The sequence below is a fragment of the Rhizobium sp. L43 genome, from assembly GCF_002531725.1.
Lineage (GTDB): Bacteria > Pseudomonadota > Alphaproteobacteria > Rhizobiales > Rhizobiaceae > Rhizobium.
The window spans coordinates 13,217-36,958 of sequence record NZ_NWSQ01000004.1; the positions used below are offsets into that span (position 1 = coordinate 13,217).

30 protein-coding genes are annotated in these 23,742 nt (G+C 62.1%); 15 read left to right on the forward strand and 15 right to left on the reverse strand.

Annotation, left to right across the window (positions count from 1 at the left end; genetic code table 11):
- Positions 1 to 41 precede the first annotated feature (41 nt).
- Positions 42 to 602 (reverse strand): TetR family transcriptional regulator, encoded by a 561-nt coding sequence (locus tag CO667_RS05090; protein ID WP_097617693.1) that lies wholly within the window; start codon positions 600 to 602, stop codon positions 42 to 44.
- Positions 603 to 779: 177 nt separating this feature from the next.
- Between CO667_RS05090 and CO667_RS05095 the strand changes: the two genes are divergently transcribed.
- Entirely contained in the window at positions 780 to 1,694 is a 915-nt protein-coding gene (locus CO667_RS05095; protein WP_097617372.1) for an SDR family oxidoreductase, read from the forward strand.
- 169 nt (positions 1,695 to 1,863) lie between these two features.
- Here the strand turns inward: CO667_RS05095 and CO667_RS05100 are convergent, their stop codons facing one another.
- From CO667_RS05100 to CO667_RS05115, 5 genes are all read right to left on the reverse strand, one after another.
- Positions 1,864 to 2,916: a fatty acid desaturase gene (locus CO667_RS05100; RefSeq protein WP_179874084.1), complete on the reverse strand. Its 1,053-nt coding sequence runs from the start codon at positions 2,914 to 2,916 to the stop codon at positions 1,864 to 1,866.
- Positions 2,917 to 3,261: 345 nt separating this feature from the next.
- Complete coding sequence (locus CO667_RS35260) at positions 3,262 to 3,405, reverse strand: hypothetical protein (RefSeq protein ID WP_179874063.1); 144 nt, start codon at positions 3,403 to 3,405, stop codon at positions 3,262 to 3,264.
- A 372-nt stretch (positions 3,406 to 3,777) separates the two neighbouring features.
- Complete coding sequence (locus tag CO667_RS05105) at positions 3,778 to 4,113, reverse strand: hypothetical protein (RefSeq protein WP_097617374.1); 336 nt, start codon at positions 4,111 to 4,113, stop codon at positions 3,778 to 3,780.
- Between the two features lie 15 nt (positions 4,114 to 4,128).
- On the reverse strand, positions 4,129 to 4,509 hold the full coding sequence (locus CO667_RS05110; RefSeq protein ID WP_179874064.1) for a hypothetical protein: 381 nt from the start codon (positions 4,507 to 4,509) through the stop codon (positions 4,129 to 4,131).
- 94 nt (positions 4,510 to 4,603) lie between these two features.
- Positions 4,604 to 6,034 carry an MFS transporter gene (locus CO667_RS05115; RefSeq protein ID WP_097617376.1) on the reverse strand — a complete coding sequence of 477 codons (1,431 nt, stop codon included), beginning with the start codon at positions 6,032 to 6,034 and terminating at the stop codon, positions 4,604 to 4,606.
- Between the two features lie 93 nt (positions 6,035 to 6,127).
- Here CO667_RS05115 and CO667_RS05120 point away from each other — a divergent pair, with 93 nt between their 5' ends.
- Positions 6,128 to 7,090: a LysR family transcriptional regulator gene (locus tag CO667_RS05120; RefSeq protein WP_097617377.1), complete on the forward strand. Its 963-nt coding sequence runs from the start codon at positions 6,128 to 6,130 to the stop codon at positions 7,088 to 7,090.
- A gap of 39 nt (positions 7,091 to 7,129) precedes the next feature.
- On the opposite strand, the gene CO667_RS05125 is transcribed toward CO667_RS05120, so the two are convergent.
- A complete protein-coding gene (locus tag CO667_RS05125) occupies positions 7,130 to 7,993 on the reverse strand; it encodes a LysR substrate-binding domain-containing protein (RefSeq protein ID WP_097617378.1) in 864 nt (287 codons plus the stop codon).
- Positions 7,994 to 8,125: 132 nt separating this feature from the next.
- Here CO667_RS05125 and CO667_RS05130 point away from each other — a divergent pair, with 132 nt between their 5' ends.
- Entirely contained in the window at positions 8,126 to 8,512 is a 387-nt protein-coding gene (locus tag CO667_RS05130; protein WP_097617379.1) for an ectoine synthase, read from the forward strand.
- Between the two features lie 107 nt (positions 8,513 to 8,619).
- On the opposite strand, the gene CO667_RS05135 is transcribed toward CO667_RS05130, so the two are convergent.
- The 4 genes from CO667_RS05135 to CO667_RS05155 form a co-directional block, all read right to left on the reverse strand.
- A complete protein-coding gene (locus tag CO667_RS05135) occupies positions 8,620 to 9,000 on the reverse strand; it encodes a VOC family protein (protein ID WP_097617380.1) in 381 nt (126 codons plus the stop codon).
- A 274-nt stretch (positions 9,001 to 9,274) separates the two neighbouring features.
- Complete coding sequence (locus CO667_RS05145; protein WP_097617382.1) at positions 9,275 to 9,586, reverse strand: hypothetical protein; 312 nt, start codon at positions 9,584 to 9,586, stop codon at positions 9,275 to 9,277.
- Positions 9,583 to 9,906, reverse strand: coding sequence for a hypothetical protein (locus CO667_RS05150; protein WP_097617383.1), 324 nt, complete (start codon positions 9,904 to 9,906; stop codon positions 9,583 to 9,585). Before CO667_RS05150 ends, CO667_RS05145 begins: the two co-directional genes overlap by 4 nt.
- On the reverse strand, positions 9,903 to 10,166 hold the full coding sequence (locus tag CO667_RS05155) for a hypothetical protein (RefSeq protein WP_097617384.1): 264 nt from the start codon (positions 10,164 to 10,166) through the stop codon (positions 9,903 to 9,905). The genes CO667_RS05150 and CO667_RS05155 overlap by 4 nt, the downstream gene beginning before the upstream one ends.
- A 503-nt stretch (positions 10,167 to 10,669) precedes the next feature.
- Here CO667_RS05155 and CO667_RS05160 point away from each other — a divergent pair.
- From CO667_RS05160 to CO667_RS35265, 4 genes are all read left to right on the forward strand, one after another.
- A complete protein-coding gene (locus CO667_RS05160) occupies positions 10,670 to 10,987 on the forward strand; it encodes a co-chaperone GroES (protein WP_097617385.1) in 318 nt (105 codons plus the stop codon).
- Positions 10,988 to 11,034: 47 nt separating this feature from the next.
- Positions 11,035 to 12,669, forward strand: coding sequence for a chaperonin GroEL (groL, locus tag CO667_RS05165; protein WP_097617386.1), 1,635 nt, complete (start codon positions 11,035 to 11,037; stop codon positions 12,667 to 12,669).
- A gap of 66 nt (positions 12,670 to 12,735) precedes the next feature.
- Positions 12,736 to 13,128 carry a hypothetical protein gene (locus CO667_RS05170; RefSeq protein ID WP_097617387.1) on the forward strand — a complete coding sequence of 131 codons (393 nt, stop codon included), beginning with the start codon at positions 12,736 to 12,738 and terminating at the stop codon, positions 13,126 to 13,128.
- 66 nt (positions 13,129 to 13,194) lie between these two features.
- Positions 13,195 to 13,335 carry a hypothetical protein gene (locus tag CO667_RS35265; RefSeq protein ID WP_179874065.1) on the forward strand — a complete coding sequence of 47 codons (141 nt, stop codon included), beginning with the start codon at positions 13,195 to 13,197 and terminating at the stop codon, positions 13,333 to 13,335.
- Positions 13,336 to 13,509: 174 nt separating this feature from the next.
- Here the strand turns inward: CO667_RS35265 and CO667_RS05175 are convergent, their stop codons facing one another.
- Positions 13,510 to 14,415, reverse strand: coding sequence for a S1C family serine protease (locus CO667_RS05175; protein ID WP_097617388.1), 906 nt, complete (start codon positions 14,413 to 14,415; stop codon positions 13,510 to 13,512).
- A gap of 216 nt (positions 14,416 to 14,631) precedes the next feature.
- Here CO667_RS05175 and CO667_RS05180 point away from each other — a divergent pair, with 216 nt between their 5' ends.
- Together CO667_RS05180 and CO667_RS05185 are read left to right on the forward strand one after the other, a co-directional pair.
- Complete coding sequence (locus tag CO667_RS05180) at positions 14,632 to 16,035, forward strand: PLP-dependent aminotransferase family protein (protein WP_097617389.1); 1,404 nt, start codon at positions 14,632 to 14,634, stop codon at positions 16,033 to 16,035.
- A 306-nt stretch (positions 16,036 to 16,341) separates the two neighbouring features.
- Entirely contained in the window at positions 16,342 to 16,710 is a 369-nt protein-coding gene (locus CO667_RS05185; RefSeq protein ID WP_097617390.1) for a DUF983 domain-containing protein, read from the forward strand.
- 100 nt (positions 16,711 to 16,810) lie between these two features.
- On the opposite strand, the gene CO667_RS05190 is transcribed toward CO667_RS05185, so the two are convergent.
- Positions 16,811 to 17,710, reverse strand: a complete 900-nt coding sequence (locus tag CO667_RS05190; protein WP_097617391.1) for a LysR substrate-binding domain-containing protein — start codon at positions 17,708 to 17,710, stop codon at positions 16,811 to 16,813.
- 141 nt (positions 17,711 to 17,851) lie between these two features.
- Between CO667_RS05190 and CO667_RS05195 the strand changes: the two genes are divergently transcribed.
- The 4 genes from CO667_RS05195 to CO667_RS05210 all read left to right on the forward strand — a co-directional run bounded on the left by CO667_RS05195 (position 17,852) and on the right by CO667_RS05210 (position 20,572).
- A complete protein-coding gene (locus tag CO667_RS05195; protein ID WP_097617392.1) occupies positions 17,852 to 18,463 on the forward strand; it encodes a glutathione S-transferase family protein in 612 nt (203 codons plus the stop codon).
- A gap of 63 nt (positions 18,464 to 18,526) precedes the next feature.
- The gene (locus CO667_RS05200) at positions 18,527 to 19,459 is read left to right on the forward strand and encodes a pyridoxamine 5'-phosphate oxidase family protein (protein WP_097617393.1); all 933 of its coding nucleotides are present in this window, start codon (positions 18,527 to 18,529) and stop codon (positions 19,457 to 19,459) included.
- A 77-nt stretch (positions 19,460 to 19,536) separates the two neighbouring features.
- Positions 19,537 to 19,998, forward strand: a complete 462-nt coding sequence (locus CO667_RS05205) for a nuclear transport factor 2 family protein (RefSeq protein WP_097617394.1) — start codon at positions 19,537 to 19,539, stop codon at positions 19,996 to 19,998.
- A gap of 13 nt (positions 19,999 to 20,011) precedes the next feature.
- The gene (locus tag CO667_RS05210; protein ID WP_097617395.1) at positions 20,012 to 20,572 is read left to right on the forward strand and encodes a TetR/AcrR family transcriptional regulator; all 561 of its coding nucleotides are present in this window, start codon (positions 20,012 to 20,014) and stop codon (positions 20,570 to 20,572) included.
- 111 nt (positions 20,573 to 20,683) lie between these two features.
- On the opposite strand, the gene CO667_RS36225 is transcribed toward CO667_RS05210, so the two are convergent.
- Positions 20,684 to 20,812, reverse strand: a complete 129-nt coding sequence (locus tag CO667_RS36225; RefSeq protein ID WP_280953205.1) for a hypothetical protein — start codon at positions 20,810 to 20,812, stop codon at positions 20,684 to 20,686.
- A 157-nt stretch (positions 20,813 to 20,969) separates the two neighbouring features.
- On the opposite strand from CO667_RS36225, the gene CO667_RS05215 reads away from it, so the two are divergent.
- Together CO667_RS05215 and CO667_RS05220 are read left to right on the forward strand one after the other, a co-directional pair.
- Positions 20,970 to 21,674 (forward strand): hypothetical protein, encoded by a 705-nt coding sequence (locus CO667_RS05215; protein WP_097617396.1) that lies wholly within the window; start codon positions 20,970 to 20,972, stop codon positions 21,672 to 21,674.
- A gap of 51 nt (positions 21,675 to 21,725) precedes the next feature.
- Positions 21,726 to 22,031, forward strand: a complete 306-nt coding sequence (locus CO667_RS05220; RefSeq protein WP_097617397.1) for a Dabb family protein — start codon at positions 21,726 to 21,728, stop codon at positions 22,029 to 22,031.
- 294 nt (positions 22,032 to 22,325) lie between these two features.
- Here CO667_RS05220 and CO667_RS05225 read toward each other — a convergent pair whose 3' ends face one another.
- Positions 22,326 to 23,549 carry an MFS transporter gene (locus tag CO667_RS05225; protein ID WP_179874066.1) on the reverse strand — a complete coding sequence of 408 codons (1,224 nt, stop codon included), beginning with the start codon at positions 23,547 to 23,549 and terminating at the stop codon, positions 22,326 to 22,328.
- Positions 23,550 to 23,742 lie beyond the last annotated feature (193 nt).

Consider the following 23,742-nt stretch of genomic DNA (forward strand, 5'->3'; position numbering starts at 1 on the left):
CTGTCTGCAACGAATTCAAGATGATACCTCGACACTTGGGATCAGGGCTTCACTGCTGTCAGGAAGCGCTTCAATTCCGTCTCCACATAGGCAGCCACCGGGCCGTCTGCGCCAAATCCCCACCAGGTGAGCGAACCCTGCCATTGCGCCAGCATCAGCCGGGCAATCGTCTCCGGATCGCTCACCGAGCCGAAACAGCGCGCGATCGCTTTCGTCAGCGCCGTTCCCCAGTCGGCACCGCGGGCTCGCAGCACCGGATCGCGGAAATCCTCGCGCAGCACCAGCAAGCCCTCGCCATAGGCGGCGGCATTGTCGCCGTAATCCTGCGACAAGCCGACGAGCAGCGCGACGGCGCCTTCCGGGGTTTTCGCCACGCTCCCGGCAAGCCGCGCCGTCTCCGCATCCAGCCTGTCACAGGCATAGAGCAGCGCTGCGCGCAGCATCGCCGCCTTCGTTGCGAAACGCTGCACCAGCGTCGAGCCGGAAAGGCCGCTCGCTTTCGCCACCGCCGCAAAGGTCGCCGCATCCGGCCCCTCGGCCTGGATCAGTGCCAGCACCATGGCGAGAAGCTGCTCATCGGACAATGTGCGACGGCGTGGCATGAAATTCCTCTTGCATTCACCACCAATGTAAACGATCATTCGTTTATATACAAGGAGCGCGGGCTTAATTCCGGGCGCTTCCTGAACGGCATGAAGGCCGTCCTAAAGCAATTCCAGCAAAAATGCGTAGCGCTTTTGCGCCCGGATTTGCGCAGTTCTATCGAGGAGGATGGACAGATGACAGCGGACTTGCGGGAGAAAGTGGCTTTGGTGGCCGGTGCAACACGCGGCGCCGGTCGCGGCATCGCAGTGGAACTCGGCGCCGCCGGCGCCACCGTTTACGTCAGCGGGCGCACGACACGCGCGCAGCAATCCGAATACGCCAGGCCGGAGACGATCGAGGAGACGGCCGAGCTGGTAACCGCTGCTGGCGGCAGGGGCATTGCTGTGCAGGTCGACCATCTGGTCAAGGAGCAGGTCGAGGCGCTGGTCGCCCGCATCCGCGAGGAGGCCGGCCGGCTCGATCTTCTCGTCAACGACATCTGGGGCGGCGAGAAGCTGTTCGAATGGGACAAATCAGTGTGGGAGCATTCGCTGGACAAGGGCCTGCGCATGCTGCAGCTCGGCATCGAGACGCATCTGATCACCGCCCATTACGCCCTGGCGCTGATGATCGAGCGGCCGGGCGGGCTGCTGGTCGAGGTAACCGACGGCACGGCCGACTATAATGCCACCCATTACCGGCTGTCGCCATTCTATGACCTCGTCAAAACAGGCGTCACCCGCATGGCGTGGGCGCATGCACAGGACCTGGCAAAACACGGCGCCACCGCCATTGCCATCACGCCCGGCTGGCTGCGCTCGGAAATGATGCTGGATGCCTATGGTGTCAGTGAGGGGAACTGGCGCGACGCGACGAAGGTGCAGCCGCATTTCGCCATTTCCGAAACCCCGCGCTTCGTCGGTCGCGCGGTTGTGGCGATCGCTGCCGATCCTAACCGCGCCCGCTGGAACGGCCAGTCGCTGTCGAGCGGCGGCATGGCCAAGACCTACGGCTTCGATGACATCGACGGTTCACGGCCGGATTGCTGGCGCTACATGGTGGAGGTTCAGGAGGCGGGCAAACCGGCTGACGTGACTGGCTACCGCTAAAGCAAATTCCGGGAAAAGTGCGAAGCGGTTTTCCGTCCGGAATTGCGTAGACCAAACAAAGCAAATTCCCGGCAAAGCGCGAAGCGGTTTTGCCGGGAATTGCGCAAAACAAAAGACTCGAGCGGTTCTGCTTTTCCATGAAAAGCTGAACCGCTCTGAGGTTTGTCGACTACCGTGCGGGGGCAAGCCGGGCTGCATCGCGAAACGACACCAGCCGCTTCGTCTGCTCGTCCCACAGCACCAGCTTGACGCAGCGCAGGCTATCCATGAGGGTGATGCGGCCGATCTCGGCAAGCTCGGGATGATCCCGCAGCACTTCCGGCAGTCGGTAATAGGGCACCCGGCTCGACAGATGATGCACGTGGTGGATGCCGATATTGCCGGTGATCCAGCGCAGCACCGGCGGCAGGTCGTAATGCGAGGCGCCGTGCAGGGCAGCATGCTGGAACTGCCAGTCCGGCTTCTTCGACCAATGCGTTTCCTCGAACTGGTGCTGGACATAGAACAGCCAGACGCCGGCGGCACCGGCCAGCAGCACGATCGGCAGATGCACCAGCAGGAAGGGGACGATCCCCACCGCCCAGATCAGCAATGCTGCGGCGAGTGCGATGGCAAGGTTGGTCGCCATGGTCGAGACCCAGGGCAGGGCGCCGGAGCGCATCATGCCGAAAGGCAGGCGCTGCTTGATGATAAACAGCCATGCCGGCCCGATCCCGAACATCACCGCCGGGTGCCGGTAGAGCCGGTAGGCCAGCCGGCCCCAGCGCGACAGCGCGTTATATTCGGCGATCGTCAGCGTCTCGATGTCGCCGACCCCGCGCTCGTCCAGGTTTCCGGCCGAGGCGTGGTGTTCCGCATGCGCCCGGCGCCAATAGTCGTAAGGCGTCAGCGTCAAGATTCCGATCGTGCGTCCCACCCAATCGTCGAGGCGGCGACGGGCGAAAAACGAGCCGTGGCCGCAATCATGCTGGATCATGAACAGCCGCAGCAGGAAGGCGGCGGCGGGAATGACGAGAATCAGGCCAGGCCAGAAGCTGTAGTGAACCGCCGCCCATGCGGCGACCCAGAACAGCACGAAGGGGACGACGGTGACGGCCAGCTCGAAGGCGCTGCGTCCGGCCCTCGGCTGGCGATATCCGGCAAGGATCTTCAACCAGCGTTTTTCGGCGAAAAGCGCGGCATCCCCGTGTGATCGCTCCGGGTTTTCGGCATGCTCGCCCAGACGGGCAACTTGGATTTCCTCGCACTCGCTGCGGCGCGCAGATTCGATCACAGAGTGACGCCGTGAAAGGCCGCGATGGCCGACAGGCCGAGGGCAATCACCACGGCCGAGCGAATGAGGAAAAGCGGATAGTCGAAGTGGTACATTGTGTGAAGAGTGGTCATGGGTGCAGCAATTCCTGTTTTTCTGAAAACATGTCAATGGGTGATGGTGTCGCGCTGGAGCGCGGCGCGTCCGACGGGACGCGCTATCACTTTGAATTCGCGCATAATCCTCTCGCAAATCGATTCAGATTTGCGCTGTCATGCGCGGTGAGGGCGAAAGCCGGCGGCTCGATAAGAGCTGCTATTTCTTTGGAGCATGGCCCTGCGGAGCGGTTGTGGTCGCCGTCTTCATCTGGTTGGCGAATGTGCTTTCCACCTTCGCTGCCTGCTTGTCCTTCTTCGGCTTCCGGACCTCGCGATTGCTTCTGACTTGTCCTTTTGCCATGGTGAAATCTCCCTTTGAGATCGACATTGAAAGCTGCTGCCTGCGTGGTTTCGCCCCGCTTGTCGGTCGCGACCTCGGTCGCGTGATCGTCATGAGGGGCAACCCGACAACACCGGGCCGCAGGAGTGGAATGAAAATGATGCCTGCTGAAACCGCATCGCAGTCTGGAGGCGGATGACCGGAGAGTCACCGAAAGCCAAACCCGACATTGAGACGGGACGTCACCATGCTTTCGCGATCGGGAAAATGGCGGGGCCGGAAATCCGGTCACCGCAAATGCCGCATCGGCCAAATCAGCGATGCCATTCCTATAGAATAAAATTGAGGTGCCATTAAGGCGGCTGCCGCAGGAAAGCCACATTTCCACAGGGCTTATTCATTCATGGGAAACAGCCGGATCAGCTTCGTTTTTTCCATTTCCGCCAGGCCGGATGCCGACATGATGCCGCGGGCGAGGCACAGGTCTATATCCCGCCCGATATCGAGCGGCACCTGCATGCCGCCGGCCTTGAGCAGACGGTCAGTCATCGTCAGAAGCAGCTCTACCCGTGCCTGGCAGCCATCGACTTTGAGGAGCGCCACCCGGCGCTCCCTGTCGATGTCAGCAAAATCCCGAGCCTGCTGCCGTTGTTGATAAGCCCCGAACTGCACCCATCCGAAATAACCGGCCGCTGCGACTGAGATACAAAGCAAGAGGGTTTTCCGCACAATAATCCTTCGGAGCTAGCCGGCGACGCGTCTTTCGTCGCGGGGCAATCCCTGTATCGCATAGCGGTTGCAGACAGGGGTGAGCGGTTTCGGCGGTGTCTTCGGCTTGCCGAAATGGTATTCGAGCGCCCGTGAGAGCATGGCCGGCGAGGTGACGCCCTCCTGGAACAGTCTGATCAGCAGCACGGCGGCGACGTTGAAGACCCGTTCGTCGTCGATCAGGATTTTGGCGTCGTAGCCAGCGTCGTCGAGCACGCCTTGAAGCATGTCGAGATCGGACGAGGTCAGATGCGGCTTTTCGGAAGTGGAAGACATAGGTCCTCCTTTCGTCGGGGCGAGGGTACGAAAACCCTCAGTCGGCAGCGCCCGTGCAATGGCTGCCGAAGGCGAGACCATGCACCTTTCGCCGAGGCAAGGCAATAGATTTATTGCTGCTAATATTCACTTTGGCTTATGAAGGGCCCGCACCCATCGGGGTGCGGGCGCGCGGTCATTCCGCCGCCTGATAGGCCGGCGTCCGGGCGGTCGATGTCCGCGGGCCGGCTGCCGCAAGCAGGGTGATCGCGACGGCAAGCAGCGCCATGAAGGCGATGCCGGCGACATAGGGGTCCCAGCCGAAATGCGGTGCAGCGCCGAACACCGCCGAGGCGGCCGCAAGCACGATGCCGCCGCCGATCTGGAAGGAGGCGAACAGCAGCCCGGAGGCGAGCCCCGCCTTGTCATCCTCCACATCGGAAAGGGCCGCAACCTGTACCGAGGGGTAGGTCAAGGCGTAACCGAGGCCGAGCGGGATTTGCGAGAACACGACGAGCAGGATCGGATCGACATGCCCGAGGGCGGTCACCCAGAAGACGTAGCTGAAGGCCTGCAGACCGACACCCGCTGCCATCAGCCGGGTAGCGCCACGATTTTGCGCGAGCGTGGCAAAACGAGGCGCCAGAAACATCACGAAGACCCCGCCCAGCGCAAAGCAGAAGCCGGTGGTAAAGGCCGACCAGCCGATGACGTTCTGATAATAGAGCGTCGCCAGGAACTGGAAGCCGACATAGGCGCCCTGGAAGAGGGCGGCAATCGCATTGGCATGCCGGAGCTTGGCCCGGCGGAACATGCCGAGCGGCACCATCGGATCGGCATGGCGCGTTTCGACCAGGAGGAAGAGCAGGATCAGCGCCAGCGACGCCGCGAGCGAACCCCAGCTCGCAAAGTCCTGCCAGCCGGCGGCCGCGGCATTGGTGATGCCGAAGACGAAGAGCAGCAGTCCAGGGGTGATCGTCAGCGCGCCGGCCCAGTCGAAGGCCGGCCGCGGTCCCGTCCTTTTCGGGTCGGCGGGCAGCACCAACGGCGCAACAAAGAGGGTGAGGATGGCGACGGGCGCGCCCATGACCAGTGTCGCCCGCCAGCTGATGATCGCCGCCGCCCCGCCGAGCACCATGCCGAGCACGAAGCCGGCGGCGCCGGTCGAGGAGAAGACGCCGAGCGCTTTTGCCCGCGCCGCTCCCTCGCCGAAGACGGAGAGCAGCAGCGCAAGCGCCGCAGGCGCGGTGAAGGCGGCGGCAATGCCCTTGATCAGGCGGGCGGCGATCAGCGACGGGCCGCTGTCGACGAAAGCGCCGGCAATGCTGGCGGCGGCAAAAATCGCCAGCGACCACAGGAAGACGCGGCGATGGCCGAAGACATCGGCGACCCGGCCGCCGAGCAGCAGAAAGCCGCCATAGCCGAGCACATAGGCGCTGACGGCCCATTGCAGCGAGGTCGCCTCCATGCCGAGTTCGGCCTGGATGGCAGGCAGTGCGACGCCGATGGTGGAGACGTCCATCGCGTCGAGAAAGTTGGCGGCGCAGAGCAGCAGCAATGCCAGCCCCGCCCCGCTTTTCGATTGGAAAATGTCATCGAAATCGTTCCTTATTTGCTGCCGCCTCATCGGAGGGAGGTTGCCGGGCGACAGGGAACGAGAAAATGTACAGCTTCCAATCCTATTGCAAATTGATAGTAGCCATGCCAGGTATTACTGACGATGATGAATGATGCCACGCTTCGCAAAATCGACCTGAACCTGCTGCTGGCCTTTTCGGTGCTGATGCAGGAGCGCAATGTCAGCCGTGCCGCCGAGCGGCTGCTGCTCGGCCAGCCGGGCCTGTCGGCCGCCTTGCGGCGCCTGCGGGAGGCGCTGGACGACGAATTGTTCGTGCGTGTCGGCCGTGGCCTGCAGCCGACGCCGCGCGCCCTTTCCATCGCTCCGGCGATCGAGGATGCGCTGTCGGGCATCGAACGCGCCATCCGCCCGCAGTCCGAATTCGATCCGGCAAGCTGGCAGGGCGAGTTCCGCATCGGTATGTGCGACAATCTCGAATCGGCCTTCTTCGGCCCGCTTGCCGCCCGTCTTCTCCAGCTTTCACCCGGCGCCCGGCTGATCGGCATCGCGTCGGACAAGCGCGATGCCGCGCGCCGGCTGGACGAGGGCGTCTTCGATTTCAGCGTCTCCGTGCACGAGGAGCCGGCCTCCTGGCACATCCGTGCGCCGCTGTTCAATCAGGCATCGATCTGCATTTACGACGAGGCCCAGCTCCGGCTGAAGGCGCCGCTGGGCCTCAAGGATTTTGCCGATGTCGCCCATGTCACCGTCTCTTTCGAGGGCAACGCTTCGACCAGCATCGACATTGCGCTGAGCCGCACCGGCCATGTCAGGCGTGTGGTGGCGACTGTGCCGCGCTTTTCCGCTCTGCCGACGGCACTCAGGGCCATGCCCGCCATCGCCACCGTGCCGGAATCGATCGGCCGCTGTATGGCGCAATTGCATGGGCTGACCATCTCAGCGCCGCCGCTTGCGTTGCCGGCCGATCCGGTGACCATGCTTTATCGCCGCGTCGACCAGGCCGACGGCCGGGCGCGCTGGTTCCGCCGCCTGTTTCTCGACGTCGCCGGCGAGGCGCTCGAAGCCTCCGGCTGCCGCGTCTCGATATCGAGAGCTGCGGCTTAGGAGCCCCGTTCTCAGTCGAGATCTCATCTCTGCCGCCGTCTATTCAACGACCGATTTGAACCACATAGAGAAAGCGGAAATTGATTTTTGCGGAGATGCCTTGCAGATGAGGAAGTAACTCTCCTGTTCGAGAATCGAGATGTCCGAGAGCACGATCAGGTCGCCATTCTCGATTTCGCGGCGGCATAACTCGACCGGACAAAGCGCCACGCCATGACCGGCAATGACGGCGGTTGCGAGCAAATTGAAGTCTTGAAACACCGGCCCCTTCAGCGTTTGCGTCAATGGCGCGCCCGCCTTGCCGAGCCATTGCGCCCAATGCGCCGTGGTCTCGTCATGAAGCAGATCTGCGGTTGCGATCTGTGTCGCGTTGTGGAGGCTGCCCCTTCTTTCAAGATAGCGCGGGCTGGCGACAGGTTGGGTGGCGCGGGAGAAAAGCCGGTGGCAGACGACACCTTCAAAGGTATCGGCGCCAAGTGTGATCAGCACATCGCAGCCGGTTTCACGCAGACGCTGTTCGGCCATGGCGTAGACCACCTTGATCGTGACATCCGAATGCCTGGCGAGGAAATCGCCGAGCGATGGTATGAGCCATCGCGTCGCGACGGACGGAATGCAGGCGACGGTGATCTCGGATCTGGTGCTGAGCTTCAGCAATTCCGCCTCTGCGGAAATTCTTTCAAAGCTGCTCGACAGGATCTCGGCAAATCTCTTGGCCTCGGGTGCCAGCCGTACGCCGCGCTTTTCACGCAAAAACAAGGCGCGTCCGAACCATTCCTCCAAATGACGGATCTGATGACTGATCGCGGCATGCGTAACCCGCAATTCGTCGCCGGCGCGCGAGAAACTTGAAAGACGCGCTGCCGCTTCGAAGGCTCTCAATGCGCCGAAAGGGAGTGTCATCTGTAAGTTTTCCTCAATGATCCGATGAGGAATGATCATTTGTCCGCGTGCAGAAATCAAGGGTATGACCGCGTGAAGCGGAGCTGAGTAGCATCGCTTTCGTGTCAAAGGTTCTTACAGAAGGGGGATGAAATGTACGTGCGCAGCCTAAGGGATGTCGAAGCAACCGAACATTTCGTGGAATGGGGCAACGGGACGAGCCATCGCCTGCTGACGGAAAAGGACGGGATGGGCTTTACCGTTTGCCACATGATCGTGCGCGCCAACACCGTCTCGCTTCTGGAATACCGCCAGCATCTCGAAGCCTGCTATTGCATCGCCGGCGAGGGCGAGGTGGAGGATATGGCGGGCACTGTCTTTCCGATCCGCCAGGGCGATATCTATGTGCTCGACAAGCATGACAAGCACCTGCTGCGCGGCGGCCGTGACCAGGACCTGATCCTCGTCAGCGTCTTCAATCCACCGCTCGAGGGATCCGAGCGCCATAATCTGAACGACCCCTCGGGGTCGGCTTATTGACGGCAGCCGGATAAAGGGAAGAAGCGCGGTTTTCCCAGAGGAGTGCTTGAAAACAAAGCTTTGAGCGGTCGGTGCTTCCAGGAAAGCTGAACCGCTCTAACAGCCTGTTACAGCTCACCTTTGTGGAAATACGCTTCGAGGCGGTAGCCGTCCGGATCGATGATGAAGGCGGCGTAATAGAAGCGTCCGTAATCCGGCCGGATACCCGGTTCGCCATTATCCGTGCCGCCGGATGCTACGGCAGCCGCATGAAAGGCATCGACCGCCGCCTCGTTCGGGGCGGCGAAGCAGAAATGCAGCCCGGATCGCATGTCGGCAACAACAGGCTGTTCGACCTGCATCACCCAGAGCCCGACCTCTTCCGGGCCGTAGCCGATCATGGCGTCGGAATTGGATAGACGCTCATATCCGAGTGGCGCCAGCGCCGCGTCGTAGAAACGGCGAGCCCTTTCGAGGTCTTTTACGCCGATGGAGATATGATCGAACATGGACCGCAAACTCCCTATCTTCCGCCAGTCCCCGCAGGACTGCTCATCCCCAAGATGGCACGACGCCAACATCCTTCAACCGCCGTCCCAAGTCAACGAAAGGGCGTCATTCACGGCCGGCGATCCGGTCCAGCATCCTGGCGAAGAAATCAGGCGCGCCGAAATTGCCGCTGTTCAGCGCAAGCCCTGCGGCGCTGTCATATGATTTTGGGGGAGGGCGCAACTGGCTTTGAACCACGGTCAGATTGCCTTGCCGCACCCGCCAAGATCCGCCCTAGCGCCACGGGTGAGCCGGCGGCGTGTCACGAGCGATCTGCGCAGCGTCCGACAGCCTGAGCCATTCCTTCCGGTATCCTATGTTGAGAAGATTGAAGGACAGCATGTGTCTCCCGGCCTCCGAACGGCTCGCGCCGATCACGGCATGGTCCGCGTGCGCCGGAACACTCGCGTGATAGACGGCCCACGAACGGGCGGGTTCGATCCGGCCGTCGCGTCCGATATCCATGGAGTAGTGGCCGGTCGCGCCACCCTTGTCTTTGCCGCCAACAAAGGCGTTCCGTCTTCCTTCGTCTTCATGGCTGTTCACGATGTCACCCTTCCATCCTTCGGGCCGTGGCCAAACGTTGTCTCGATCAGTGTTGCGCCGCTTCCGGGCGATAGTACCGGCTCCAGGCTGTCTTCCGTCGTGACCCGTTCGTGACGCTCGTCGTCACTGCGGATGCGGTATTGCAGCAAATTTCCTCTCAGAGGCAGCGTGGCGGTTATGCGATATGTTTCGGGAAGTTTGGAGGGGGCTATTAAGAACCCGTCCTTCAACCGGACGGTCTGCCCGATCTTGAAAATATGTGTTGCTGCCTCGCGTCGGATTGAGCGTCCATTGCGTTGCGGGGTGCGCATAGCGGTCATGACGGTTCGTGGTCCTTTTCGAGCGCGGTTTCGAGATCTGACGGCTGGATAGGCATCATCTGCAGTGTCGAACTCTGTGCGGCAATCGCCGGCAGGTGGATAAAGGCGCCGATCCGTCGCCAGGCAAGCCTGGAAACACCATCGATCAATTCCTCGTCATAGTCGACGCGGTATTCTCCGGCTGGCTGTGCCCCGTCGAAACCCGGCAGGCGGAATGGGGATGAAAAGTGGACGACGGTCTGTGTTGTGCGACTTGTCATGGCTGAGGCCTCCGCAGGAATACATCGATGCGTTTCCTGTGTGGTTAGATCCGAACCGGACGACCTCAACGCTGCCGGTACATCCGCGGTCAGCGTCAAGTTCATTCCGGATCGGAACACGCGAAATACACGCCGGAACGACGTCATATATTCGCTATCGAGAATTCGGTGGTGTATGGCGGGTCGTAGGTCTCTGACAGCGCGAAGCCAAGTCGGCCAAATTGACGAGGCTTATCGTTATGCCTTGATTGAGTTTAAATCAAGGTAAATTCGGATTTATCCATAAAAAACGCCAAATTAACTCTGTGATGCCGAAAATAAAAAAAGAGCGTGATGGCGTAAAAAGCCCGTTCAATTCGCAATTATTACAAAGCGTATGGCCAGAATGATTTCCTGATTTTTCCATTATTGAATAATATTTCTTAGCACTCCTATCAATCGAGTGCCACGAATGCTATTTATAGATTGCAGCCGCCATATGCGCCGGCAGCAGAAAGACCTCTATGAAATTCCGTTCACTCCACGACCGCGTCGTCATTCGACGTGCGGAAGGCGATGTCAAATCGAAGGGCGGGATCATCATTCCAGACGCCGCCAAGGAGAAACCGCAGCAAGGCGAAGTGGTCGCAGTCGGCCCGGGCCTGCGCGACAAAAGCGGCAATCTGGTCCCGCTCGACGTTAAGGTCGGTGATCTCATTCTGTTCGGAAAATGGTCGGGGACAGAGGTCACGATCGATGGCGAGACCCTTCTGATCATGAAGGAGACCGACATCATGGGCATCGTCGAAAAGATCGGAGAGGCATCTCAACAGGCGGCCTGATCGACCGCATTCCGATCTGTATCTCAAGACCGAACTGGACGAATATCATGTCTGCCAAGCAAATCAGATTCTCCACCGATGCGCGCGATCGCCTGCTGCGCGGCGTCGAATTGCTCAACAATGCCGTCAAGGTGACACTTGGTCCGAAGGGTCGCAACGTCGTCATTGATAGGGCCTATGGCGCACCGCGCATTACCAAGGACGGCGTTAGCGTCGCCAAGGAGATCGAGCTCGAAGACAAGTTCGAGAACATGGGCGCGCAGATGGTGCGCGAGGTGGCTTCGAAGACCAATGATCTTGCCGGCGACGGCACGACGACGGCAACGGTGCTCGCCGCCTCCATCTTCCGCGAAGGCGCAAAGCTCGTCGCAGCCGGCATGAACCCGATGGATCTCAGGCGCGGCATCGATCTCGCCGTTACCGCCGTCGTCAAGGAGATCCAGGCGCGGGCGATGAAGGTCAAGTCGTCAGGCGAGATCGCCCAGGTCGGCACCATTGCCGCCAATGGCGACGCCGCCATCGGCGAGATGATCGCCAGGGCGATGGACAAGGTCGGCAACGAAGGCGTCATAACCGTCGAAGAGGCGCGAACCGCCGAGACCGAACTCGATGTCGTCGAGGGCATGCAGTTCGATCGTGGCTATCTCTCGCCCTATTTCGTCACCAATGCCGAGAAGATGCGCGTGGAACTGGAGGAACCCTATATCCTCCTTCACGAGAAGAAACTCGGCAGTCTGCAGGCGATGCTGCCAATCCTGGAAGCCGTCGTGCAGAGCGGCAAACCGCTGCTCCTCATCTCCGAGGACGTCGAAGGCGAGGCGCTGGCGACGCTTGTTGTCAACAAGCTGCGCGGTGGCCTGAAGGTCGCGGCCGTCAAGGCGCCGGGCTTCGGCGATCGCCGCAAGGCCATGCTGGAAGACATTGCCGTGCTCACGTCAGGCGAGATGATCTCCGAGGATCTCGGCATCAAGCTCGAGAACGTCACGCTCGATATGCTCGGCCGCGCCAAGCGCGTGCTGATCGACAAGGAGAGCACCACGATCATCGACGGCTCCGGCGAGAAGGCGGCCATCCAGGCGCGTATCCAGCAGATCAAGGCGCAGATCGAGGAGACCACCTCCGACTACGACAAGGAAAAACTGCAGGAACGCCTGGCGAAACTCGCCGGCGGTGTCGCGGTCATCCGCGTCGGCGGTGCGACTGAGACGGAGGTCAAGGAAAAGAAGGACCGCATCGACGACGCGCTGAACGCCACCCGCGCGGCAGTCGAAGAAGGCATCGTGCCCGGCGGCGGCGTGGCACTGCTGCGGGCGAAATCAGCGCTCACCGGATTGACCGGGGAGAACGCCGACGTGACGGCCGGCATCTCGATCGTGCTCAGGGCGCTCGAAGCCCCGATCCGGCAGATCGCCGACAATGCCGGGTTCGAGGGCTCCATCGTCGTCGGAAAACTCGCCGGCAGCAACAATCACAATCAGGGTTTCGACGCACAGACGGAGACCTATGTCGATATGATCGAGGCCGGCATCGTCGATCCCGCCAAGGTCGTGCGGACTGCTCTGCAGGACGCCGGTTCGATTGCGGCACTTCTGATCACCGCCGAAGTGATGATCGCCGACATTCCCGCAAGAGACTCTGCCCCTGCAGCCGGAAACGGCGGCATGGGCGATATGGGATACTGAGAACAGCCTGAACCGTTCCGGCGTCGCCGGACGGCCCAACTCGAACGATAGACAGGAAGAATTCCAATGTCCGTGCAGAGCAGCAGCAAGACATCGATCACCCAGCGTTTCGACAGTTACCAGCCATCCAAGACGCTTCTCGTCTGGGCCTGCGTCGTCACGGCGATCGCCACGATGATTATCGGCTTCAGCTGGGGAGGTTGGGTAACAGGCGGGACGTCAAGCAAAGCGGCAGCCGCCGCCGGCGACGTTGCGCGCGGAGAACTGGCGTCTGCCATTTGCGTCGAGCGGTTCAACGCGGCGCCGGATGCGAGCGCCAAGCTGATCGAGTTCAAGGCGATTACCGAAGGCTACAAGCAGCGTCAGTTCGTCGAGGCCGGCGGTTGGGCGACCATGCCCGGGCAGACCTCACCCGACAGCCGAAGTGTTCAGGCCTGCGCCACCGCGCTTGCCATCTGACACCGTTTTTCCCGAGCGCTCCGATATGTTGCGGAGCGCTGCCACGGTCAAAGCAGGATATAACCAATGATCCGTTTCGTGAAAAAGAGCGACCCGCAGCCAGCCGCAGAAGACGCCGGCGACAACCGTTTGCAGAAAATCACAAGAAAGCAGCCAGCAGGCGTCGCCGCGCCGCGGGCGGCGGAAGATGACGACCAGCTTATCTGAATGCATGGACGGGCGTTCTGGAACAGAACAGGCCTCTGGGCTCTCATCGAGGTGGAGGTCAGCGCCGAGCCGGTGCGCTTCCTGACGATCACATCGGAAAATCTCTGATGCGGGATAAGGATGCCCGGACATCCTCGAACGAGCGCCAGCGGCTTTCACGACGCTGGCTCGACCTTACTGCAGCTGCGGCTTTTTGAGAAAGCTGGCGCGGTCGGCGGACTTGATGCGCAGCCAGGCTTCGCGGCCGTTCCTGAGGATTCGCATCGGGATCTCAGCGCCGGCCGGGCCGCTGCTCCAGATCTTGCGGTAGAAATCGGCCAGGCCATCGACTTCTTCGTCGCGAATCTCCGAGATGATATCGCCCTGCCGCAGGCCGGCCTCGGCGGCCGGACCGCCTTCGGCAACGCTCATGACCACCACGCCGCCATTGCTTTCGGCGGAGAATGCGCCGAGCCAGGGCCGCGGCGGCTTGTTGACGCGGCCGCGGTTCAACAGATCGTCGAGGATCGGCGGCAAAAGGTCGATCGGCACGACCATGTTGATATCGGCGACCTCGTCGCCCTGGCTCATTTGCAGGCGAAGCGAACCGATGCCCAGAAGCTTGCCGTCCGAACCGATCAGCGCCGCACCGCCCCAGGAAGGATGGGCCGGCGCCGTAAAAATCGCCTCGTCCAGCAGATATTCCCAGTAGCCGGCGAATTCCTGCCGGGCGACGATGTTGGCCTCGACGAATTCTCCGATGCCATCGGCAAGCACGACGGGATCGCCGGGCTTGGCCGTGGCGGCGTCGCCGAGATCCACTGCCGGCGCATCAAGCGCCCCAAGCGCCTGCACCAGGCCGAAGCCGCTTTCCTGATCATAGGCAAGCGCATGCGCGGGAACGACGCGGCCGTCATGGGTGGTCAGCCAGACCTCTTCGGCCTCGGTGATGAGATAGCCGATGGTCAGCACCAGTCCATTGTCGCGAATGACCACGCCGCTGCCCTCCCGGACAGTGCCCAGCGTCTCCGCCGTGAAGGCATCTTCCGGAATGGAGGAACGGACGGCCACGACTGACCGCAGGATTGGATCGATATTCATGCTTTCATCCCGATCGGCGCGACAGGCTGGAAGCCGGCGCATTCCACCTTGAATAAGTAAGAAGACGGAGGGGCAGAGGCAAGACTGCGGGACGGGAATTTGCCGCAACCGCCTCCGCGACGCGGTGGCAACCTGTGAATTTGCGGGGGTGACAGCAACGCCATGCAACAATATACAGTCAATCCCATCAGGAATCAGACTGACGCGGATCACGACATGAAAGACTGGCATCCCGATCTCAGCCGCAGCAGCAGCCCCCGTTATATGGCGATCGCCGATGTGATCGAAATGGATCTGCGCAGCGGCCATCTGGTGGTGGGAGACCGGCTGCCGCCGCAGCGCGAACTCGCCAAGCGGCTGAATGTCGATTTCACGACGGTGGCGAGAGGTTATGTCGAGGCGCAGAAGCGCGGGCTGGTGGATTCGCATGTCGGCCGGGGCACCTTCGTTACCGGTGGTGCTGACAAGGAGCGCCAAGGGTTCGCCCCCGGCGCCGCGCCGGATCCCCGCCGCGCCTCCGTCATCGATTTCTCGATGAACATGCCGCCCGAACCGGACGATCCGGACCTGATCGCCCGCATGCGCGAAGGCATGTCGGCGGTGGCGGAAAACCTCATTCCGCTGCTGCGCTACCAGGGTTTCGGCGGTTCCGGCATGGACAAGGACGCTGCCGCTGCCTGGCTCAGCCGCCGCGGGCTGGTGCCTTCGCAGGAGCGCATCTTCGTCACGCCGGGCGCCCATCCGGCCCTGCTGGCGATCTTCGGCCTGCTGGCAAAGCCGGGCGAGACCGTGCTTTCGGAAATCATCACCTATCCCGGCATGCGCTCGATCGCCGCCCAGCTGCGGCTCAATCTGACCGGCCTGCAGATGGATGAGGACGGCATCCTGCCGGATGCCTTTACCGAGGCCTGCGAGAGATTGAAGCCGAAGGCGCTTTATCTCAATCCGACGCTGCAGAACCCGACGACGCTGACGATCCCGGCCAGACGGCGCGAGGAAATCTGCGCCGTTGCCCGCAAATATCATGTGCCGATCGTTGAAGACGATGCCTATGGCTTCATTCCCCAGCACGGTCCGGCGCCGCTCGCCGCAACAGCGCCCGATCTGACCTGGCATATCGGTGGACTGGCGAAATGCATCGGCGCGGGCCTGCGCCTTGCCTATGTCGTGGCGCCGGATAGCAAGGCCGTGTGGCCCTTCGTCAGCGCCATGCGCGCCAACAATGTCATGGCCTCGCCACTGACCGTGGCGCTCGCTACCCGCTGGATCGAGGACGGCACCGCCGATATGATCCTGCGCTTCATCCGCGCCGAGGCCGCCGCCCGCCAGCAGATGGTCGCCGCCGTCCTGCCTGCCGGCAGCTACCGTGCCGATCCGATCAGTTTCAACATCTGGCTGCCGCTGTCGAACGGCTGGACACGATCCACGTTCGGCAGCCACATGCGCTCCTCCGGCATCGGCGTCGTCGCAAGCGATGCCTTCACGGTCGAGGGTACGGCGCCCGAGGCCGTGCGGGTCTGCCTCGGCGGCCCGATCACTCGGGAAAAACTGCAGGGTGCCTTGGAATTCATGGCCCATGCGCTGCAAGGCCCGCCGGAGATGGCGGCCTCGTTCTTCTGACGTCCCAGCCTTGCGGCTGAGCCCATCAGGCGCATCCGAAAGCCGGAAACGCTCACCACTCAAATCCGCCGCGACTTGAACCCTTCGCGATGGCGAAAGGCGGCCGTCGCATCCGGCGCGGTCCTTATGGCGCCTCTTTGATCCCCATCTTCATGGTTGTCGCTGGTCAGCCCCGCCAGTCGGCGGGAAACCTGCGGCATTCTGACGAGTTGACTGGCAATGTATGTGAGATGTAACTATATTGAATGCATACATTGCGCGGATTGATTGGATCGATGTTCCGCGCCAGATAGGACGAGGACCATCATGGACACTGAATATCCCCCGCTTCCTCCGATACAGACCGGCATCAGGGGACGCTGCCCGCGTTGCGGCCAGGGTCATATGTTCAAGGGCTTTCTGACGCTGCAGCCGCAATGCGAGGCTTGCGGCCTCGATTATTCTTTCGCCGATCCGGCGGACGGCCCGGCCTTCTTCGTAATCTGCTTTGCCTGCATCCCGAGCGTACTGCTCGGCGTCTGGCTGGAGGTGGCCTTTTCGGCGCCGATCTGGGTGCAGCTTCTGATCACCGGCCCCTTCATGCTCGCCACCTGCATTCCGCCGCTGCGGCCGCTAAAAGGCTGGCTGGTCGCCAGCCAGTATTTCTACAAGGCGGAAGAGGGCAAGCTTGCCTAAAGCATGTCGCGCAAAAGTGTGCCGCGGTTTTGCGACAACGACATGCGTAAAAACAAAGACCTAAAGCGCGAGGGGCGAATCTGAAAGATCGCGACGCGCTTTAGGGCCTGTTGAGCGTCGCGCGCAGGCGCGGCGTCGCGAAATCGAGCAGCGCCCGCAATTTCAGCGGCACCAGCCCCTGTGCGGGATGGACGAGATGCACCGGTGCCGGCGGCGGTTCGAAATCTTGGAGCAGCGGCACCAGCAGGCCGGCCATCTCGGCGCGTGCGGCCTGATAGGAAAGCACGCGGGTGATGCCGAGGCCGGCGACGGCCGCATCGACCGCAGCCTCCGCGGTGTTGACGGCCAGCCGTGAACGGATCGGCACGGTGAGATCGCGTTTGCCCTCGGTGAATGTCCAGCTCAGCGTCGAGGCCATGGCCTCGAAGGTGATGCAGTCATGCGCCGCGAGATCGCCCGGATGCCGGGGTGCGGCGTGCCGCAGGAGATAATCGGGGCTGGCATAGACCGTGCGGCGGATCGCGCCGAGCCTTGTGGCGATCAGGTTGCTGTCCGGCAGGTTGCCGATCCGGAGCGCCACGTCGATATGATCCTCGACGAGGTTCGCCAGCCGGTCGCCGAGCATCAGCTGTAGATTGATCTCGGGATAGGCCTTCAGAAAGTCCACCACGACCGGCAGGACATGCAGCCGTCCGAAGACGATCGGCGCGGTCATCGTCAACTCGCCCTTCGGTGCGCTGTATTCGCCGGCGGCCGTCCGTTCCGCCTCTTCCACCCGATCGAGAATTTCCCGCGCCGCCTCGACATAGGCGCGGCCGGCCTCCGTCAGCGTGATCTTCCGGTTGCTCCTCTGCAGCAGCTGGGCGTTGAGATGGGCTTCCAGTTCCGAAACCTTGCGGCTGACGGTTGCGAGCGGGGATCGCAGATGCCGCGAGGCGGCCGACAGGCTGCCCTGTTCGACAACGGCGAGAAGCACAGCCATGGCGTCGAGGCGGTCCATTCTATCCTTCCATGAATTGGGAGCATGCCTTCCAGATTAGCATTCTACTGTACTCAAGTGGAAGGCAATAAATTGGCCGCAGATGGTCGAAACGGCCATCACCTACCGCGCCCCGTCGATTGGAAGACCAAAGGAACCATCATGAAACTCTATCATCACCCGCTTTCCGGCCATTCGCACCGAGCGCATTTGTTCCTCTCGCTGCTTGGTGTGCCCTGCGAACTGGTCGAGGTCGATATGGCGGCGGGCGCCCACAAGGCGCCGGAGTTTCTGCGGCTCAATCCCTTCGGTCAGGTGCCGGTGCTCGATGACGATGGCACGGTCATTGCCGATTCCTCCGCCATTCTCGTTTATCTCGCGCGCAAATACGGCCGCACCGACTGGCTGCCGGAAGACGCGGTGGCGGCGGCGCGGATCCAGAAATGGCTCTCGGTTGCGGCAGGCGAGATTGCCTACGGGCCATGTGCTGCTCGCCTGGTCACCGTCTTCGGCGCCGATTTCCGCACCGATGAGGTGATCGCCCGGGCACACCGCATTCTGGCGTTGATCGAGGCGGAGCTCTCCGGCCGCAGCTTCCTGCTCGGCGACAATCCTGTCATCGCCGACGTCGCGCTCTACAGCTACATCGCCAATGCGCCGGAGGGCAATGTCGACACCTCGGCCTATCCAAACCTCCACGCCTGGCTTGCACGCATCGAGGTGCTGCCGGGCTTCGTCGGCTTCCGCAAGACCAGGATCGGCCTTGCCGCATAAAAACCGCCGGGGCGGGATCGCCGTCCCGGTTTTTCCCAAATCATAACCGCAAGGAGGCCCGTGATGTTGGAGCAGACAAGACAGGACGCGCCGTCTCCCTGGCATGAGGGTGAACTTGCCATGCAGCGCAGTGTCGGCGTCGTCGAGCGCATGGACGGGCCGGGACGCAATTTCCTCCGCAAGGCGATGCCCGAGCAGCACCGCGCCTTCTTTCCGATGCTGCCTTTCGCAGTGCTCGGCGCCGTCGATGCCAAGGGTGACGTCTGGGCGACGGTGCGGGCTGGCCAGCCGGGTTTCCTATCCTCGCCGGAGCCGGAGATCCTTGATGTCAGCCTGTCGCGCGACCCAGCCGATCCTGCCGATGCCGGCATGGAGGATGGCGATGCGATCGGGATGCTCGGCATCCAGCTCGAGACCCGGCGGCGCAACCGGCTGAACGGCGTCATCCGCCGGACGGAGGCCGGAGCTTTCCACGTCCGCGTCGGCCAGAGCTTTGGCAATTGCCCGCAATATATCCAGCCTCGCTCTGCCGCCTTTGTCCGCGATCCCGATCTGCCGACAGCGATGACGCCGCTTCATTCCGGTGAACTCGACGATCGCACGCGGCGGATGATCGAGGACGCCGATACCTTCTTCGTCGCCTCCTATATCGACCGTGACAATGGCGAGCGGCAGGTCGATGTGTCGCATCGTGGCGGCTATGCCGGCTTCGTCCGTCTCAGTGCCGATGGTGTGCTGACCGTTCCCGATTTTCCCGGCAACCGGTTCTTCAACACGCTCGGCAATTTCCTCGTCAATCCGAAGGCGGGGCTGGTCTTCGTCGATTTTAAAACCGGCGACATGCTGCAGATGACGGGCAAGGTCGAGGTGCTGCTGGATTCGCCTGAGGTTGCCACCTTTCAGCGGGCGGAACGGCTGTGGCGTTTCACGCCCGAAGCGATCGTGCTTCGCCCGGATGCTCTGCCGCTGCGCTGGAGCGTGCCCCGCGACCTCTGAGGGAAACGCCCTTCGACCCGACTTGCCAATCATTGTACCGATCGGTACAATGGAAGCCATTCAGTACAGGAGAGTCCATGTCCAGCCTCGTCCCGCCCTTCACCCTTGAGACCGCCACCCGGAAAGTCCGCCTTGCCGAGGACGGCTGGAACAGCCGCGATCCCGAGCGCGTCTCGCTCGTCTATACGCCGGACAGCCGCTGGCGGAATCGCGCCGAATTCGTCAACGGCCGTGCCGAGATCGTCGCCTTCCTCACCCGCAAATGGGCGAAGGAGTTGGACTATCGGCTGATCAAGGAGATCTGGGCTTTCACCGATGATCGCATCGCCGTGCGCTTCGCTTATGAATGGCACGATGACAGCGGCAACTGGTTCCGCTCCTATGGCAACGAGAATTGGGAATTCGACGCTGCCGGCCTGATGCAGCGCCGCTTCGCCTGCATCAACGACCTGCCGATCCGGGAGTCCGAGCGTAGATATCACTGGCCGCTCGGCCGGCGGCCGGACGACCATCCCGGCCTGAGCGAGCTCGGCCTCTGAAAGGCGGCCGCCGGTGAAGACCGTCTACGAACGCGCCGACATCGTACCGCTGCTCGCCGAAATCTTCCGCGAACTCGGCTATGAGGGCACCTCGCTCAGCCGCATCACCGAACGCACCGGCATCGGCAAGGGCAGTCTTTATCACTTTTTTCCCGGCGGCAAGGCGGAGATGGCGGCCGCCGTGCTCGCCGAGGTCGATGCCTGGTTCGAGCAGGCGATCTATCAGCCGCTCGGAAAGGGCGATGCCCATCAGGCGATCGCGGCGATGTGGACCGATGTGAATGATTATTTTCGTTCCGGCCGCCGCATCTGCCTCGTCGGCGCCTTCGCGCTCGATGAAACCCGGGAACGATTTGCGGCAGCGATCGGCGACTATTTCATCCGCTGGATCGACGCCGTGCGTTCGGCGTTGGTGCGGGCAGGCTGTTCGGAGGAGGAGGCGCTGGCCCTCGCCGAGGAGGGCGTTGCCGGCATTCAAGGCGCGCTGGTGCTGTCGCGCGCGCTTGATGATAGAGCGGTTTTCACCCGATCGGTGGAAACGCTGGCGAAGCGGCTGGATGCCGCGATGCGATGAGGCGACAGTCAAGCCACCGTTATTGCAGTGGTGAAGAATTCACCCGGCCACGATTGACTGGCCGGGGCATTGAGCGGCGCTCGATCTTACATCGGTACCGCTTTGCGTATATCAGCGTTGTTGCGGCTGCTGGGCGGGGCGCGGAGTTTCCCGTTCAGGGCGAATCTGGCGCCACTCATTTTCCATCTGGTCGACAACGTGCTGGGGAATGGTGGTTGGCGTATTGGCGGGCGTCTGCATCGGAAGTCTCCTCTTTCGGCGTCAAGGCTTCAGGGCAAGAAGATGCATTGCACAAGACAAAAGGCGTGTAAATCAGTGGCTTAAACACGTTAAACGATTAAATGAATTTTAATCGATTAAGACGGTTTTAACCATGATCTTTTTTGGGAAGCGCGGAATGGTTGTCCACATGGACCGAAGGTTCTTTTTCGAGGCGGTGCGGGACGGGCTCTTCAAAGGAAAGCTGACTCATCCTCAGGTAGTGGGCATCACGGCGATTCTCGACGCCTGGGAAGGGCGGTTTGCCCATGCCGACCGGCGGTGGCTCGCCTATATCCTCGCCACCGCTTACCACGAGACCGCCTATACCATGCAGCCGGTGCGGGAGACGCTGGCGGAAAGCGATGCACGCGCGGTCGAGATCCTGGAGACGGCCTTTGCCGCCGGCCGGCTCTCCTGGGTAAAGACGCCCTATTGGCGGCCGGATGAGGACGGCCGCAGCTGGCTCGGGCGCGGCCTGGTGCAGCTCACCCATAAGCGGAATTATGAGGCGATGAGTGTGCTGACCGGCATCGACCTCGTTGCCGATCCCGACCGGGCGATGGAGATGGACGCGGCGGTGACGATCCTGATCGAGGGCATGCTGCAGGGCAGCTTTACCGGCCACAAGCTCGCCGATCACCTGAATGCGACGACTGCGGACTGGGTGAATGCACGCCGCATCGTCAATGGCACCGACCGGGCGGAAAAGCTGGCAGGCTATGCCGTGATCTTCGATGCGGCGATACGTCCCGATGCCGCGCCTGGCATGCGCGCGCGGTTGAAGGCCTGGGGCGCGCGTGTTATCGCCCGGCTGAGACTTGGAGCGCGGCGCGTCCGATAGGATGCGCAAAGGTCGCTCCACCATTTCGACAAATATGACAGGAGCTTCCGCGTGATCCGCCATATCGTCTTCTTCACCGTGCCGGAGGAGCATCTGCAGGAGGTGAGATCAGGGCTTTCCATCCTGACCGGCATTCCGCATGCGCGGCTGCTGGAAATCGGCACCAATGTGAAGACCGATCAGCTCGGCACCGAGATCGATCTCGTGGTTTACGGCGAATTCGACGATGAGGCGGCCCTGGCCGCCTACAAGGCCCATCCGGATTATCAGCTGTCGATCGAGCGTGTCCGTCCGCTCCGGGAAAAGCGCATCGCCGCCGATTACGACAGCCGCGCGGCGGTGACGCGGCCGCTCTGAATTCCGCGCCTGCCGAGCCACATTCCGTTGAAATTTCAAATGGATGAATGATTATCCGGATTCGCATCGGCGCGAAGCTCACTCAACTTCCGAATCCCCGGATTCAACTTTCGAAAAAGCGACGGCAAGCGATTCAAAAGATTCGCCAAAAATCGGCTGCTGATTCATCGCCAGCTCGCCGCAGCGGTCGCGATGGGTGGACGTAAAGGCGCTCTCGTCCTGATCTCGATGATAATCAGGACATATTAAGAAGGGCTGACTTGTTGCGAATGGCTGAGTTGGTGGGCCGGGCTCTTACGGAACGGCCGGGCTCGGCTGCGATGCGTGGGCGCCGCGCACCAGCGCCATCAGCATCAATATGAAGGCCAGCGCCAAGGCCGCGAGAACGGCGCCGGTGACGAGCGCCGGGCCGGTGCCGGCGCGGTCGAGGATGGCGGTGAAGACGACGGGGGCGATGGCATTGGCGAGGTTTTGCGGCAGCGACAGCCGGGCCGATTGCAGGCCGTATTCGCCCGGCGAAAACAGCGCCAGCGGCAGAAGCGCGCGGGCGACGGTCATGACGCCGGTGCCGAAGCCGTAGAGCAGGACGAAGGTGACGAGCAGCGGTGCCGACGGACTGGCGACCAGCATCACCAGGAAACTCATTGCCATCAGCCCGATGCCCATGGCCGCGCTGAGCAGGGGGTTGCCGCGCCGGCCGAGCAGCATGTCGAGGAACCGCGCCGAGATGCCGAGCACGCCGCGCGCCGAGCCGAGCTGCAGCGCAAAGGCGGGCGAGGCGCCGGACTGGCGGAAGATTTCGAGCAGCGATGGCGAGATGCCGAAGGTGATGAAGGTCGTGATCGTCGTCGCCGCGGCAATCAGCAAGAACGCCCTGCGCCGCGCCGCCTTGGTGAGCGGCACCGGGGCGATTTCGGCCGCGCTGCCTTCGGCATGCGTAACGATCGGCTTCGGCAGGGCGAAAAGATGCAGCGGCAGGCAGACGAAGAATTGCAGCGCGGCGCAGACGAGAAAGGTGAGGCGCCAGCCGAGCGTCTCGTTGAGCAGGCTGAGGATCGGCCAGAAGATGGCGCTCGATAGCCCCGTGAACAGCATCAGGATGGCAATGACGCGTTTGCCGTTTTCCCCTTCGCGCTCGACGACGGCGGTATAGGCCGGTGCCGAAAGGCCAAATGCGCCGCCGATGCCGATGACGACCCAGGCGCTGGCATAGAGCACGATGCCGTCTGCGGCGGCAAGCAGAGAGAGGCCAAGCGCGAAGATCAGCGAGGCGGCCGAAAGCACCCGGGCAGCACCATAGCGACCGAGCCAGCGGCCGGTCGCAGGACCGGCAATGGCGCTGACCATCATCATGATCGTCAGGCCGGCAAAGACCACCTCATTCGCCAGGCCGAGAGCGGGCGCCACGACGCGGCCCATGACGCCAAGCATGTCGAATGTCGTGCCCCAGCCGATCAACTGGGTGACGGCAAGCACGGTGACCGTCTGCGCCGAGCGGAAGCGGGAGGATTTTGGCATCGGTGCTGAAATGGCCTGAAATGGGGAGCGGCAAGGACATATCAGTTTCAATCTGCCGGCGAAAGCAGCGATCAGTATTTAGGTGCGCGGGCCGCGCTTGGATCGGGCGAAAAGGTGGAACGATGACATGAATGACACGAAACATCAGTACAATTTCAGGACGACCCCTGCGTGCTGAAGCGGGGCTGAAGCC

Excerpts from the sequence above, each read along its gene's own strand:
- groL (WP_097617386.1), top strand. The coding sequence starts at position 11,035 with ATGTCTGCCAAGCAAATCAGATTCTCCACCGATGCGCGCGATCGCCTG.
- CO667_RS05090 (WP_097617693.1), bottom strand. The coding sequence starts at position 602 with ATGCCACGCCGTCGCACATTGTCCGATGAGCAGCTTCTCGCCATGGTG.
- CO667_RS05125 (WP_097617378.1), bottom strand. The coding sequence starts at position 7,993 with ATGACACTCCCTTTCGGCGCATTGAGAGCCTTCGAAGCGGCAGCGCGT.
- CO667_RS05175 (WP_097617388.1), bottom strand. The coding sequence starts at position 14,415 with ATGAATATCGATCCAATCCTGCGGTCAGTCGTGGCCGTCCGTTCCTCC.
- CO667_RS05135 (WP_097617380.1), bottom strand. The coding sequence starts at position 9,000 with ATGTTCGATCATATCTCCATCGGCGTAAAAGACCTCGAAAGGGCTCGC.
- CO667_RS05215 (WP_097617396.1), top strand. The coding sequence starts at position 20,970 with ATGGTTGTCCACATGGACCGAAGGTTCTTTTTCGAGGCGGTGCGGGAC.
- CO667_RS35265 (WP_179874065.1), top strand. The coding sequence starts at position 13,195 with ATGATCCGTTTCGTGAAAAAGAGCGACCCGCAGCCAGCCGCAGAAGAC.
- CO667_RS05180 (WP_097617389.1), top strand. The coding sequence starts at position 14,632 with ATGAAAGACTGGCATCCCGATCTCAGCCGCAGCAGCAGCCCCCGTTAT.
- CO667_RS05110 (WP_179874064.1), bottom strand. The coding sequence starts at position 4,509 with ATGGTCTCGCCTTCGGCAGCCATTGCACGGGCGCTGCCGACTGAGGGT.
- CO667_RS05170 (WP_097617387.1), top strand. The coding sequence starts at position 12,736 with ATGTCCGTGCAGAGCAGCAGCAAGACATCGATCACCCAGCGTTTCGAC.
- CO667_RS05095 (WP_097617372.1), top strand. The coding sequence starts at position 780 with ATGACAGCGGACTTGCGGGAGAAAGTGGCTTTGGTGGCCGGTGCAACA.
- CO667_RS05150 (WP_097617383.1), bottom strand. The coding sequence starts at position 9,906 with ATGACCGCTATGCGCACCCCGCAACGCAATGGACGCTCAATCCGACGC.
- CO667_RS05185 (WP_097617390.1), top strand. The coding sequence starts at position 16,342 with ATGGACACTGAATATCCCCCGCTTCCTCCGATACAGACCGGCATCAGG.
- CO667_RS05195 (WP_097617392.1), top strand. The coding sequence starts at position 17,852 with ATGAAACTCTATCATCACCCGCTTTCCGGCCATTCGCACCGAGCGCAT.
- CO667_RS05130 (WP_097617379.1), top strand. The coding sequence starts at position 8,126 with ATGTACGTGCGCAGCCTAAGGGATGTCGAAGCAACCGAACATTTCGTG.
- CO667_RS05115 (WP_097617376.1), bottom strand. The coding sequence starts at position 6,034 with ATGAGGCGGCAGCAAATAAGGAACGATTTCGATGACATTTTCCAATCG.
- CO667_RS35260 (WP_179874063.1), bottom strand. The coding sequence starts at position 3,405 with ATGGCAAAAGGACAAGTCAGAAGCAATCGCGAGGTCCGGAAGCCGAAG.
- CO667_RS05225 (WP_179874066.1), bottom strand. The coding sequence starts at position 23,549 with ATGCCAAAATCCTCCCGCTTCCGCTCGGCGCAGACGGTCACCGTGCTT.
- CO667_RS05160 (WP_097617385.1), top strand. The coding sequence starts at position 10,670 with ATGAAATTCCGTTCACTCCACGACCGCGTCGTCATTCGACGTGCGGAA.
- CO667_RS05120 (WP_097617377.1), top strand. The coding sequence starts at position 6,128 with ATGATGAATGATGCCACGCTTCGCAAAATCGACCTGAACCTGCTGCTG.
- CO667_RS05205 (WP_097617394.1), top strand. The coding sequence starts at position 19,537 with ATGTCCAGCCTCGTCCCGCCCTTCACCCTTGAGACCGCCACCCGGAAA.
- CO667_RS05190 (WP_097617391.1), bottom strand. The coding sequence starts at position 17,710 with ATGGACCGCCTCGACGCCATGGCTGTGCTTCTCGCCGTTGTCGAACAG.
- CO667_RS05200 (WP_097617393.1), top strand. The coding sequence starts at position 18,527 with ATGTTGGAGCAGACAAGACAGGACGCGCCGTCTCCCTGGCATGAGGGT.
- CO667_RS36225 (WP_280953205.1), bottom strand. The coding sequence starts at position 20,812 with ATGCAGACGCCCGCCAATACGCCAACCACCATTCCCCAGCACGTTGTC.
- CO667_RS05155 (WP_097617384.1), bottom strand. The coding sequence starts at position 10,166 with ATGACAAGTCGCACAACACAGACCGTCGTCCACTTTTCATCCCCATTC.